The organism is Schaalia sp., assembly GCF_050312375.1.
In the GTDB taxonomy this organism is placed as follows: Bacteria; Actinomycetota; Actinomycetes; order Actinomycetales; family Actinomycetaceae; genus Pauljensenia; species Pauljensenia hyovaginalis.
The window spans coordinates 1-12,340 of record NZ_JBNOYB010000042.1 but is presented as its reverse complement, the minus strand read 5'-3'; the positions used below and the strand labels follow the sequence as shown (position 1 = coordinate 12,340).

The window sequence follows — 12,340 nt, the reverse complement described above, 5'->3', positions numbered from 1 at the left end:
ATACTCGGACTCCGAAGAGTCCGCCCCCACCCGCATTCCGCCGATCGCTCCCCCGTTTCGAGGGGATCGGCCTCAGTTGTGCGAGACCACCGTCGTACCGATGTCCGCCCAGTCGAAGACGACCTTCGCCGCCGACACCGGCATGTTGAGGCATCCGTGCGAGCCCTCGGGTCCGGACCATCCGAAGCTCGACAGCCACGGAGCCCCGTGCATCGCATAGGAACCGGTGAAGTAGGTGACCCAGGGCACGTTCGGGGCCACGTAGGGCGTGCCGTCGACGTTCGTGCCGCGCATCGTCTGGGACTCGTATTTGAGGTAGACGTGGTAGGTGCCGGTCACCGTGGGGGTCTTGGGGGCTCCGGGGACCATGGCGAAGGGGCCGCCGACGACGGTGGCGCCCTCGTACAGCGTGATCGTGGTCGCCGACAGGTTGATGTCGACCCACTTCTCACCGGGGGCCGCCTGATAGACGAGGTTCTCCGCGCCCTCCGCGACGAGGCGCTCCTCGAAGGTCGGGGCGACTTCGTCGTAGGTGATCTCGCCCGAGTAGGCCTGTCCCGAGTCGAGGGCGGCGACCAGGGCGTCCGCGAGGGCGTCCGCGTTGTTGGCGGTCCTGCCGGCGACGCCCTCCTTCGCGACGGCCAGCACCGCGCCCTGGGTGTTGACGTTGTGGATGCCGTTGACGACTTCGATGTTCGTGTCCTCGACGGTGGACTTCACCCAGGCCTGCGACTTCGCGGCATCGACCGACACCTTCACGGTGCCGTCGTCTTGCGGATCGGTCTTCACCCACGAGGCCTTGTCGGCGGCGGAGGCTTCGAATGCGTCAACGCCGTCGGTGAGGGCGACCCCGAGGGCGACCATCGCGTTGGCGGCATCAGCTGCGGCCGAAGCCGCTTCGCTCGTCACCTTCGGGCTCACCTCGCGGACCTCGAGCGAATGAGAGCCCGAGGCGAGGGCGGCGCCCTGGGCCATCACGGCCTCCTTGACGGCCTCCTCATCGACGAGCGATCCGGAAGCGGACTGCGTCGCGGTGAAGGTCACGCCGTCCTCTCCGAGGAGCACCTCCGCCTCCCGGACGGGGGTGCCCGTGGTGGCGGCGAGCTCGGTCGCGAAGGAGGCGAGGGCCTTCTCATCCGTCTTGAGGACCGGTGTCACATCCTGTGAAGTGAAGAGAGCGCCGATCTTCGAAGCGAATCCCGCATTGGCCGCGAAGACGGCATCCGCGGTCTTCTCCGCGTCCACCGTGACACCCGCATCGGCGAGGCTCGCCTCGGTAGCGGTGCCGTTGATGTCGAAGGTGACCTTCGTGTCCGCGGCGCGCCGCTCGATCAGGGAGACGACTTCGTCGCGGGACATGCCGGTCACGGATTCACCCGCGACCGCGACGCCGGGAAGCGCCCGCTCGGCGTAAGAGATCGCGTATCCAGCGGTGGCGCCGACGAGGACGACGACCAAAGCGGCGACCGAGGCGATCGCCACCTTCATCTTTGTCGAAATTCGCGTAATCATCGGGCTCATGGTATCCCGCTGCGACTGCACGCGCCCGCAGGGTCCTCGTTTTCACCGTGGGGCGCGCGCCACAGAAGCGGCGAAGAGGCGCACAACTTCGCAGTTCTTCAGCGGACGGCCTAGGCTGTTCGGGTCGAATCGGAAGGCCGAACAGGCCTTCACCGTCCGCCCCACGTTCATCGCCCAGGAGGTCCCGATGTCCCCAGCGCGCATCCTCGTCGTCCCCGGCGGCACGCGGATCGGGGCCGTCGCCCTCGCGAATGCGGCGATCCACAAGCTCGTCGAACTCCACGAGGAACGTCTCGCGGACCCCGGGCACCCGGCGCCCCGCACGCTCGTCGCCCTCCGCGATCCTGACGAGGTACCGCCCTCGTCGCTCAGGCAGAGCGCGGCGACGCCCGCGCAGGCCTTCCCCGCGGAGCGCTTCCCCGCCCTGGCGGAGCGGATCGACGACCCCTCCTTCTTCGAGGGCGTGGACCTCATCGTCTCGACCTCCGGCTCGACCTCAGGATCGCCCCGCCTCGTCGGCCTCTCGATCGAATCCCTCGTGGCCTCCGCGAATGCCACCCATCGTGCGCTGAAGGGGCCCGGACGCTGGATCCTCGCACTCCCCGCGCACCACATCGCGGGGGCGATGGTCCTCGTGCGGGCCGCCGTCGCCGACACCGCCCCCCTCATCGTCGACAGTCCGGGCACCTTCGATCCGAAGGCCCTCCTTCCGGCGATCGCGGGTGCGACCCAGGACCAGGGCGTGCCCGGATACCTGTCGCTCGTCCCCACGCAGCTCGCCGCCTGCCTCGAGGCGGGCGAGGAGGTGCTCGCCCCGATGCGCGCCCTCGCCGCGATCCTCGTCGGCGGGGCGGCGACCCGCAACGGCCTGCTCGAACGCGCCGAGCACGCCGGCCTCAAGGTCGTGACGACCTACGGCATGACGGAGACCTGCGGCGGGTGCGTCTATGACGGCGTGCCCCTCGAAGGGGTCCAGGTCCGAGCCGTCGACCGCGACGGCTCGAGCCGCCTGGCGATCTCCGGCCCGGTCCTCATGACCCGCTATCTCGACGCCGATCCCCCCTTCTTCGACGAGGGCGGCAGCACCTGGCTCCTGACGGGCGATCTCGGAGTCATCACCGGCGGCGGTCTGGTGCGCGTCGAAGGGCGGGCCGACGACGTGATCGTCACGGGAGGGCTCTCGGTCGCACCGGGGCAGGTCCTGTCCGCGCTCCTGTCGGCGCCCGGGATCGCGGACGCGTGGGTGACCTCGACCCCGGACGAGAAGTGGGGGGAGATCGTCACCGCGATCGTCGTCCCAGCGGAGATGCCGACCTCGCCCGAGCAGATGGCGGAGCTCGGGCGCGCGCTCCGCGACCACGTCGGCTCCCGCATCGGCCGCGCCTACGCGCCCCGGCGCGTCGTGGCCGCCGATGCCCTGCCCTCCCTCAACGGGGTGAAGGTCGACAGGATCCGCGCGCGCGGGATCGCCGAGGACGAGGACCGGCCCGAACGCGACTGGCGCAGGTGACCCGCGAAGAGCGCCCCCGCTTGTGAATCGCCCGAGACGGCAAGGAGTTTGAGAGATGGCGACCCTACCCCAGTGGATCGAAGGCGCTCGTCCGCGCACCCTCCCCGCAGCGGCCTCCCCCGTGATCCTCGGATCCGCGGCGGCCCACCACCTCGGCGGATTCGACCCGCTGCGCGCACTGCTCGCCCTCGTCGTCGCCCTCGCCCTGCAGATCGGCGTCAACTACTCGAACGACTACTCCGACGGGATCAGGGGCACCGACGCGGAGCGGAAGGGGCCACTGCGCCTGACCGGTTCGGGCCTGGCCGCGCCGAAGTCCGTCCTCGGCGCCGCCCTGGGCTTCTACGCCCTCGCGGGCCTGGCCGGGCTGGCCCTCCTCGCCCTGTCCGGGCAGTGGCTCCTCCTCATCCCCGGGATCCTCGCGGTGCTCGCCGGGTGGTTCTACACGGGCGGACGGACCCCTTACGGATACATGGGCGTCGGCTTGTCCGAACTCTTCGTCTTCGTCTTCTTCGGCCTCATGGCCTGCGTGGGGACGACGTGGACGCAGATCCCGGAAGCGCCGGCCTGGCTGTGGGGACTCGCCTCGGCGCTCGGCCTCCTCTCGGTCGCCCTCCTCATGGTGAACAACATCCGGGACATCCCCTCCGACACCGAGTCCGGGAAGCGGACCCTCGCGGTGCGCCTCGGCGACGGCGCGTCCCGGAGCGTCTTCTCCGCCTGCTTCACGATCGCCGTCGTCATCCTGGGAGCCGCGCTCCACGCGCTGGGCTTCACGGTCTTCACCTCGGTCTGCCTCATGCTCCTCACCGCCCTCGGCGCCGCACCGGCCGTGCTCCCCGTCTCCACGGGCGCCGAGGGCGCGGCCCTCATCCCCGCGCTGCGCAACACGGGCCTGTTCACGCTCGCCTACGCCGTCCTCGCGAGCGTCCTCCTCCTCATCGCCTGAGCACTTCGCCGAGGGCGCAACTCCCGCAGGGGCGGCGAGGCCCCCGAGGGATAAAATTGCCGGATGCTGAGGATTCTCATCGCCATTGCCTGGATCGCCGTCACCGTGTACGCGATCGCCGACTGGTTCCGCGCGCCCGAGGAGGAACTGCCGGCGCGGATGCCCAAAGCGATGTGGCTCATCCTCATCCTCATCACGATCCCCTCCTTCTCCCTGGGCTCCATCGCCTGGATCATCCTCCGCGCCGTCTCGCGCGCCGAAGCCGGGCAGTCGCCCCTGCCCCCGATCCCGATGCCGCGCCCCCCGCAAGCGCAGCCCGAGAAGCCCCGTCCGCTCGCACCGGATGACGATCCCGAGTTCCTCTTCAGGATCGAGCGCGACATCCAGCGCGAGAAGCGGCGCAGCGCCAGATCGGGTGGCGAGGACGGCGCGGGCGAGTCCCCGGCGGCGCAGCCCGAGACGCGCGACGAGGGCGAGGACGAGGGGGCCGAGGGCGGTCGGCGCGAGTAGGCGGGCCGACGGGACCCTCAGCTCGGGGCCCTCAGCGCTTGAGGGCCGCCGCCGAATCGCCCGGAGTCATGTCCTGGGCCTCGGCGACCAGGTCCGCCGCCGGTTCGGAGTACCTGATCGCTACGAGGGTCGAACCGACGAACTCGAATGTCGTGAGCGACGCCAGCGAGCAGTGCCTCGACCAGGGCGCGTGGGCGAGGGGCTGCTTGCGCGCGAATCGGGTGAGGACCGTGATCGGGCTCTGATGCGAGACGACGAGGGCTTCGCGCCCCTCGGCGAGCCGCAGGGCGGAGGAGAGGGCCGCACTCATCCGCGCGGCGATCTGCGCGTAGGGCTCCCCCCAGCTCGGCCGCAGCGGGTTCGCGTAGTACTTGAAGTTCCCGGGCTTGAAGAAGATCATGCGATCGGAATTGACCGCTTCGCCCTCGAAGACGTTGCCCGCTTCGATCAGGCGCGGATCCGAAAGGATCGGCAGGCCGTAGGCGCGGGCCGTGGGCGCCGCGGTGAGCTGGGCGCGCAGGAGCGGCGAGGCGATCACCGCGCTGATGTCCGCGCCCTCTGCGACCAGGTGCTCCGCGACTCTTCGGGCCATCGCCCCGCCGAGTTCGGTGAGTGCGAAACCGGGGAGGCGGCCGTAGAGCACGCCTTCAGGATTGTCGACTTCACCGTGGCGCATCACGTGGATCTTCGTCGGGATCATGCCCCCAGTCTCCCACGACTCGACGAGGGGCGCGCCGGAGCGGGGCGAAGCGAAGGGCCCGGCCGATCGGCCGGGCCCTCAACACTCACTTCTTGTTGCGACGCTGGTGACGCGTCTTGCGCAGCAGCTTGCGGTGCTTCTTCTTCGCCATGCGCTTGCGGCGCTTCTTGATCACGGAGCCCATGGGGTTCCTCCCTCGTGTATGGAAAAAGATGCGCGGCGGAGGTTACCACCGCTCGTCGTTCATGCCCGAGCGGGCACAGCAGCGACCATTCTACCCGCTTCAGCCGCCGATCCCGGCCGCACGCTCATCTGTGTGATCGGCCAGACCCGAGGCGATGAGCGCGCCGACGGCCGCCTCGGGGACGCGGAAGCTCTTCCCGACCCTGATCGCGGGCATTTCTCCGGAGTGGATCAGGCGATACACGGTCATTTTCGACACGCGCATGAGTTCCGCCACCTCGGACACCGTCATGAAACGGGGTGCGGACTTCTGATCCATGAAGACTCCTGAGCTCATCAAAGCGGGACCCGGAACCCTGCGTCCTATGATTCACCCGCTTCAGGGCCATACTAGTGGTTGAGGGCGCCTTGTCGGCAACTTCGGAGGAGGAGAATCCTCCTCCCGGACGGCCGTGCGCACCCCCTCGCTCACTATCCGTAGTCTTGTGCCGATCAAGCGCTCCCGATCGGAGGAAGGACGGGCCCGTGGCGCACCACGAGAAGCCGATCGACCTGCCCCTCGGCACGACTGCGCGCGCGATGGGGGCTTCGCGCCGACGAGCCCTTTCCCCCGCATCCGCGGAGGAGTTCGATGCCGCGCCCTCGCCCCTCGTCCGCCGGGTCGGCCGCACGGATCCCGCCCCGGAGGACACCCCCGTCGACCGTTTCAAGGCGTGGTTCGTCCGCCAGGCCCGCTACGCGCCCGCGCGCCTCGCCCTCGGCGTCTTCGCGCTCATCATCGCGGTCATCACCGCGCTCCTCAGCCTGCCGATCGCGACGATCCCCCAGCGCCCGGTCTCCTTCGTCGACATCCTCTTCACCGCCGTCTCCGCAGTGTGCGTCACGGGCCTGACCACGGTGGAGACGGCGACGAGCTGGACGACCTTCGGTCAGGGCGTGATCGCCCTCGGCATCATGATCGGCGGCCTGGGCGTGATGACCCTCGCCTCGATCCTCGGCTTCGCGGTTTCGCGCCACCTCGGCCTGACCCAGCGGATGCTCGCCGCCCAGGAGACGAAGTCGGACGGACTGGGCCAGATCTCCGGACTCTTGAAAGCGGTCATCGCGACCTCGCTCACCGCCGAATCCCTCCTCTTCCTCGTCTTCCTCCCCCGTTTCCTCACGATGGGCGAAACCCTGGGCAGAGCGGTCTGGGAGGCCATGTTCATGGCGATCTCCGTCTTCAACAACGCGGGCTTCGTCATCCTCGTCGGCGGCCTCGCCCCGCACGTCTCCGATTGGTGGCTCCTCGCGCCGATCGTCCTGGGGACCTTCGTGGGCGCGATCGGCTTCCCCGTCATTCAGGACCTCGCCGCCCGGTGGCGCACTCCGAGCAAGTGGGCGCTGCACACGAAGCTCACCCTGTCCGTCTACGCGATCCTCGCGCTCGTGGGAACGGTGATGCTCGCCCTCACCGAGTGGACGAATCCGCTCACGCTCGGCTCGCTCGACACATCGACGCGCCTGCTCAACATCCTGCTCGCGGGCGTGAACTCGCGCTCCTCGGGACTGTCGGCCCTCGATGTCGGCGTCATGCGGCCGCAGACGCACTTCGTCCAGGACATCCTCATGATGATCGGCGGCGGCTCGGCGTCCACCGCGGGCGGCGTCAAGGTCACGACTTTCGCGGTGCTCGTCCTCGCGGTGATCGCCGAAGCGCGGGGCGATCAGGACATCGAGACCTTCGGGCGGCGGATCCCGCCCTCGGTCGTCCGCCTTTCGGTCGCGGTGTCCCTGCTGGGCTTGACGCTCGTCGCCGTGTCCGTGGTGGTCCTGCTGTCGCTCACGAACTACTCGCTCGACACGATCCTCTTCGAGACGATCTCCGCCTTCGCGACGGTGGGCCTGTCGACGGGCATCACCGCGACGCTGCCGCCCTTGGGCAAGTACGTGCTCATCATCCTCATGTTCGCCGGGCGGACCGGGTCGATGACCATGGCCGCGGCCCTGGCGCTGCGGGACCGTTCGCGCGTGATCCGCATGCCCGAGGAGCGCCCGATCATCGGTTAGGGGCGAGCGGCCCCGCAGTTCGACGGGGGCGCCCGGCATACCGCGTCCCACGGATCGGGCTCTTCGGGGCATAATGGCGAGCATGGCTCACGAGGATGCACGCGAACTCGCCTCCGGAACACTCGTCATCGGACTCGGTCGTTTCGGGTCGGCTGTGGCCGTGACCCTCGACAAACTGGGGTACGAGATCCTCGCGGTCGAGAAGAACCCCGCGCGCGTTCAGGCCTTCGCGGGGCGCTTCCCCCTCGTCGAAGCGGATGCGACCTCGATGGAGGCCCTCGAGCAGCTCGGGGCCCGCGAATTCCGCGCCGCAGTGGTCGGCGCCGGATCATCGCTCGAGTCCTCAGTGCTCATCACCGCGAATCTCGTCGACATGGGGATGCCCTCGATCTGGGCGAAGGCGATCTCCCGGGAGCACGGCCGGATCCTGAGGAGGATCGGCGCCCACCACGTCATCTATCCGGAGTTCGACGCGGGCCAGCGCACGGCTCACCTCGTCGGCGGCCGGATGATCGACTACATCGAGATGGAGAAGGACGGCTTCGCGATCATGAAGCTGCGGCCCCCCAAAGAGGTGCACGGCTTCACGGTGGAGGACCTGGATCTTCGAGGGCGCTACGGCGTGAATCTGCTGGGCGTCCTGCGCCCGGGGACCCCCTTCGAGTACGCGACCTCGAAGACGCGCATCAACCCCGAGGACATCATCATCGTGTCCGGCGATGCCCGTCTGCTCGAGTACTTCGCGAACCGCCCTTAGACAGGGCGCCCGGGACGGCGCCGCAGATGCCCGTGCCCGCCCTTAGGCTTCGAGCATGGTGAAGGCGAAGACGATCTACCGTTGCACGGAGTGCGGCTGGACGAGCCCGAAGTGGGCGGGCCAGTGCCGGGACTGCGCCGCATGGGGCACCCTGGAGGAGGCCGCGCCCGGCGGCGCGATCGCAGGGGGCACCGCTCCGGTCGCTCCCCGTCGGCCGGCGCTGCCCATCGGGGACGTCGACGGCGAACGGGCGCGCTCGCGTCCGACCGGCGTCGGGGAACTGGACCGCGTCCTGGGCGGGGGCATCGTCCCGGGCGCCGTCGTCCTGCTCGCCGGCGAACCCGGGGTGGGCAAGTCGACACTCCTCCTCGATGTGGCGGCGCGCGCCGCGCGCGGGGCCGGGGGCCGCGGCCCGGTTCTCTACGTGACCGGCGAGGAATCCTCCTCGCAGGTGAAAGCGCGCGCGATGCGCATCGGCGCCCTCGATGAGCGCCTTCTCCTCGCCGATGACAACGACCTCGCCTCCTTGCTCGGCCACGTCGACGCGGTCTCCCCTTCGCTTCTCATCGTCGATTCCGTGCAGACCATCTCGTCGGGCCAGGTCGAGGGCGGAGCCGGTGGCGTCGCCCAAGTGCGCGCCGTCGCCGCCGGCCTTATCCGCGCCGCGAAGGAGCGCGATCTGCCGGTGCTCCTCGTCGGCCACGTCACGAAGGACGGGGGCATCGCGGGTCCGCGGGTCCTGGAGCACCTCGTGGACGTCGTCTGCCAATTCGAGGGCGACCGCCATTCGCGCCTGCGGCTCCTGCGGGCCGTGAAGAACCGCTACGGGCCCACTGATGAAGTCGGCTGCTTCGAACTCGTGGAATCCGGGATCCGCGAGGTCCCCGATCCTTCCGGCCTGTTCCTCTCGGAGTCCTCGGCGAACGTCCCCGGGACCTGCGTGACGGTCTCGCTCGAGGGGCGCCGACCGATGCCGACCGAGGTCCAGGCCCTCGTCGCCTCGAGCGCCGCGGGATCGCCCAGGCGGACGACCTCGGGCGTCGATCATTCCCGGGTCGCCATGATCCTCGCCGTCCTCCAAGCCCGGCTCGATGTCGACCTGTCCTCCTACGACGTGTACGTGTCGACCGTCGGCGGCGCGAAGAGCGCCGAACCGGCGATCGACCTCGCGATGGCGATCGCCATCGTCACGGCTCATGAGCAGATCGTCCCCCGGCCGGGAACGGTCGCGATCGGCGAGATCGGACTCACCGGGGAGATCCGCGCATCGACCGGCGTGGGGCGCCGCTTGCAGGAGGCCGCCCGCCTGGGATTCACTCGAGCGATCGTGCCGGCGAAGGGCTCGGAGGATCTTCCGCGGATCGACAGCCTCACGGTCCTGACCGTTTCCGACCTCGCGACCGCGATCCGCGCGGCGCTGCCGTAAACTTCGAATTGAAGCCGGTGCGTAGGAAGGCGGGACTGTGACATCCGATTCTGTGATCCTCAGGGAGGCCCTCGCGGCCGTCGCCCCCGGTACCGCTCTGCGCGAGGGCCTTGAGCGGATTCAGCGTTCGCACACGGGCGGCCTCATCGTCCTCGGTTACACGCCGGAGGTCGAGGCGATCTGCTCGGGCGGCTTCGACCTCGATGTGGAGTTCACGGCCCCGCGCCTGCGCGAACTGTGCAAGATGGACGGGGCGGTCGTCCTCGATATCGAGAACATGAGGATCCGCAAGGCGAACGTCCAGCTCCTGCCCGATCCGACGATCCCCACGGACGAGTCCGGGATGCGCCACCGAACGGCTCAGAGGACGGCGCGCCAGACCCACCTGCCGGTTCTGTCCCTGTCGGCCTCGATGAGGATGATCTCGGTCTACGTCGGCGAATGCCACCGCCTCGTCGAAGAGCCCGAGTCCCTGCTCTCGCGCGCGAATCTCGCGGTCGACACGCTCGACCGCTATTCGCAGCGCCTCGACGAGGTGCTTCAGACGCTCACCGTTCTGGAGATGCGCGATTCCGCGACGATCCGCGATGTCGCGACGGTCGTCCAGCGGATGGAGATGATCAGGCGCATCACTTCTGAGATCAACGGCTATCTCGAGGAGCTCGGCTCCGAAGGCCGCCTCCTCGCCCTCCAGGTCGATGATCTCGTTCGCGGCTCCGCCTCGGAGCGCGCTCTCGTCCTGCGCGACTACATCCGCTCCGCCTCGTCGATCGCATCGGTCGATCAGCACCTGTCCGAACTCGGCGGCGACAAGCTCGTCGATCTCAGCGCGATCGCGAATGTGCTGGGACTCGGCGTGTTCGAGGTCGCCGACCTCGATCGCGACATCCAGCCGCGCGGCATTCGCGCGCTCTCACTCGTCCCCCACCTTCCGTGGAGCGTCATCAAGGAGGTCTCCTCCCACTGGCCGACCTTCCAGGAGCTGCGCGCTGCGAGCGTCGAGGACCTCCAGGGCATCGAGGGGATCGGCCCCTACCGGGCCAAGCTCATCCGCGAGAACCTCGATCATCAGGCCCAGATGGCGGCCAGCGGCATCGTCGGCTGGTGACCTCAGGGGACGATCTCGAAGACCGACTCCTCCGTGACCGCCCGGCTTCCGACCACGACGAGCGCGCGGTAGGTCCCGGCCTCGGCGTTCAGCGCCTCAGCGGGCGCGACGCAGCCCTCGGAGTAGACGCGGCCGTCCCATCCGAGCGCTCCGCTCCAGGAGGCGCCCGGCGCCAGCAGGAGGGGCGTGGTCTCAGGGGCGTAGCCCTCGCATGCCGTCGAGTCGTACATGGTCTGCTCGCCGGAGATGATGCGCAGGCCCAATGCCCCCGCACGGGTCGTGCAGGCGATCGCGCCCGTGTTCTCGACCGACACGGACACCGTCTCACCCGCGCCGATCGTCGTCTGGGCGGCTTCGGCCGTGTAGCGGAGCGCGTCGGGCGCGCAGGCGGGAATGGTCACCCCTCCGTTCTCCGAGACGATCCCGTCGCGGGTGGCCGTCTGATCCGCACGGAGCTCGATGACGGAATCCCCCGATTGGATGGTCTCCGCCTTGCGGATCGCGAGCGATTGGGGCTCCTCCTCGGCGGGCGCACCGCCTGAGACGAGGCCGACGATGCTGACGATCCCCCAGACGAGCAGGGCCACGACCGCCAGGAGGCCCGTTCCCGTGATGATGCGACGGGGCCACAGGTTGGGGCGCTTGGGCGCCGATGATGAAGGGGACCGGCCTGATCCTCGAGTCATGATCGCCTCCTCGAAATACTGGCTGAAGGGTCGTGAGCGGGACTGACGGAGTCGGGACCGGGGAGGGGCCCGAGGACGCCGCGGGGCCCTATGCGGGGCTGGCGCTAGGACGCGCGACCTCGCCGGGGCCCTCCGAGTCGTCATCGATGTCCGCGATGCACCAGCGTTCCACGACCACGGCGACGACGCACCACCAGAGGGCGCCCGCGCAGGCGAAGCCCGCCGCGAGGGCGTTCGAGGCCATGAGCGGCGCCTCGATTCGCCCCAGGCTGGCGGCCAGCACGCCCGCCAGCACGCCCGCCGTGGCCGCGGCGACGTAGCCGGAGGCCCGTGCGGCGATCGCGATGCGCATCGCGGCGAGCGGTGTCACCCAGGTCCGCTTACGCTCCTTGAAGCGCCGGACGTGAAGACCCGCCCAACCGAGCAGGAGGCCGAACACGGCGAAGAGCGGGGCGAGGAGCGGGGCGACGAGCAACGGCGAAGCGCCCGAGGAGACGACGGCGAGAGTGACGGCCGCGGTCAGGACCGCGACTCCGACGCCCAGGCCGAGGAGACGAAGCCTCGAGAGCGGCGTCATCGGCCTTCCTGCTCCCTCGTCACGGTGATCGGGCCTGAAACGGAGGGGCGGACGACCACCTTGCGCAGCAAGCCGGTCCGCGTGAGTTCTGAATCCGCGACGGGGCCGCGGAGCGCGTCTTCGGGCAGGCCCGGATCGACGATGGACCGCCTCATCGGGTGGGAGCCGCTCGTCTCCTCAGGGGGCGCGTCGGAGGCCGACCCCTCATCGACGATCCGCACGCGCGCACCGGCGAAGTCCCAGGCGGGAAGCGTGCGCGAAGGATGCGGCGCAGCCGGGGGCTCCCCGGTCCGGTCCGGGGCCGTCGAAGCGGTGCGAGCCCCGCTCGGCGCCGACGGCTCAGCGCCCGCAGCCGCCGACGCCC

Annotated in this window: 13 protein-coding genes and 1 pseudogene; 7 read left to right on the top strand and 7 right to left on the bottom strand. The window is 69.7% G+C overall.

What is annotated here, in order from left to right; genetic code table 11:
• Nucleotides 1–72 precede the first annotated feature (72 nt).
• Nucleotides 73–1,512, bottom strand: a complete 1,440-nt coding sequence (locus tag ACQY7V_RS03245) for a L,D-transpeptidase family protein (protein WP_154475185.1) — start codon at nt 1,510–1,512, stop codon at nt 73–75.
• 196 nt (nt 1,513–1,708) lie between these two features.
• Here ACQY7V_RS03245 and ACQY7V_RS03240 point away from each other — a divergent pair, with 196 nt between their 5' ends.
• The 3 genes from ACQY7V_RS03240 (at nt 1,709) to ACQY7V_RS03230 (ending at nt 4,490) form a co-directional block, all read left to right on the top strand.
• Nucleotides 1,709–3,031 carry an AMP-binding protein gene (locus ACQY7V_RS03240; RefSeq protein WP_428638889.1) on the top strand — a complete coding sequence of 441 codons (1,323 nt, stop codon included), beginning with the start codon at nt 1,709–1,711 and terminating at the stop codon, nt 3,029–3,031.
• A 55-nt stretch (nt 3,032–3,086) separates the two neighbouring features.
• Complete coding sequence (locus ACQY7V_RS03235; protein WP_320836040.1) at nt 3,087–3,980, top strand: 1,4-dihydroxy-2-naphthoate polyprenyltransferase; 894 nt, start codon at nt 3,087–3,089, stop codon at nt 3,978–3,980.
• A 63-nt stretch (nt 3,981–4,043) separates the two neighbouring features.
• Nucleotides 4,044–4,490 carry a hypothetical protein gene (locus ACQY7V_RS03230; RefSeq protein WP_320785565.1) on the top strand — a complete coding sequence of 149 codons (447 nt, stop codon included), beginning with the start codon at nt 4,044–4,046 and terminating at the stop codon, nt 4,488–4,490.
• 31 nt (nt 4,491–4,521) lie between these two features.
• On the opposite strand, the gene ACQY7V_RS03225 is transcribed toward ACQY7V_RS03230, so the two are convergent.
• The 3 genes from ACQY7V_RS03225 to ACQY7V_RS03215 all read right to left on the bottom strand — a co-directional run bounded on the left by ACQY7V_RS03225 (nt 4,522) and on the right by ACQY7V_RS03215 (nt 5,692).
• Entirely contained in the window at nt 4,522–5,190 is a 669-nt protein-coding gene (locus ACQY7V_RS03225) for a histidine phosphatase family protein (protein ID WP_428638887.1), read from the bottom strand.
• Nucleotides 5,191–5,275: 85 nt separating this feature from the next.
• The gene (locus tag ACQY7V_RS03220; protein ID WP_003792170.1) at nt 5,276–5,374 is read right to left on the bottom strand and encodes a 30S ribosomal protein bS22; all 99 of its coding nucleotides are present in this window, start codon (nt 5,372–5,374) and stop codon (nt 5,276–5,278) included.
• Between the two features lie 99 nt (nt 5,375–5,473).
• Complete coding sequence (locus ACQY7V_RS03215; RefSeq protein WP_154475190.1) at nt 5,474–5,692, bottom strand: helix-turn-helix domain-containing protein; 219 nt, start codon at nt 5,690–5,692, stop codon at nt 5,474–5,476.
• 260 nt (nt 5,693–5,952) lie between these two features.
• Here ACQY7V_RS03215 and ACQY7V_RS03210 point away from each other — a divergent pair, with 260 nt between their 5' ends.
• From ACQY7V_RS03210 to disA, 4 genes are all read left to right on the top strand, one after another.
• Entirely contained in the window at nt 5,953–7,422 is a 1,470-nt protein-coding gene (locus ACQY7V_RS03210; RefSeq protein WP_303774862.1) for a TrkH family potassium uptake protein, read from the top strand.
• A gap of 73 nt (nt 7,423–7,495) precedes the next feature.
• Nucleotides 7,496–8,179, top strand: coding sequence for a potassium channel family protein (locus ACQY7V_RS03205; RefSeq protein WP_407822462.1), 684 nt, complete (start codon nt 7,496–7,498; stop codon nt 8,177–8,179).
• A gap of 55 nt (nt 8,180–8,234) precedes the next feature.
• Nucleotides 8,235–9,605 (top strand): DNA repair protein RadA, encoded by a 1,371-nt coding sequence (gene radA / locus ACQY7V_RS03200; protein WP_303774858.1) that lies wholly within the window; start codon nt 8,235–8,237, stop codon nt 9,603–9,605.
• A 37-nt stretch (nt 9,606–9,642) separates the two neighbouring features.
• A complete protein-coding gene (gene disA / locus ACQY7V_RS03195; protein WP_235361781.1) occupies nt 9,643–10,713 on the top strand; it encodes a DNA integrity scanning diadenylate cyclase DisA in 1,071 nt (356 codons plus the stop codon).
• A gap of 2 nt (nt 10,714–10,715) precedes the next feature.
• Here disA and ACQY7V_RS03190 read toward each other — a convergent pair whose 3' ends face one another.
• From ACQY7V_RS03190 to ACQY7V_RS03180, 3 genes and pseudogenes are all read right to left on the bottom strand, one after another.
• Complete coding sequence (locus tag ACQY7V_RS03190) at nt 10,716–11,399, bottom strand: hypothetical protein (protein ID WP_320836042.1); 684 nt, start codon at nt 11,397–11,399, stop codon at nt 10,716–10,718.
• Between the two features lie 88 nt (nt 11,400–11,487).
• Nucleotides 11,488–11,976, bottom strand: coding sequence for a DUF3180 family protein (locus tag ACQY7V_RS03185; RefSeq protein WP_320772515.1), 489 nt, complete (start codon nt 11,974–11,976; stop codon nt 11,488–11,490).
• Nucleotides 11,973–12,340, bottom strand: a pseudogene (locus ACQY7V_RS03180) (hypothetical protein); the annotation flags it as partial. The pseudogene ACQY7V_RS03180 and the gene ACQY7V_RS03185, both read right to left, overlap by 4 nt.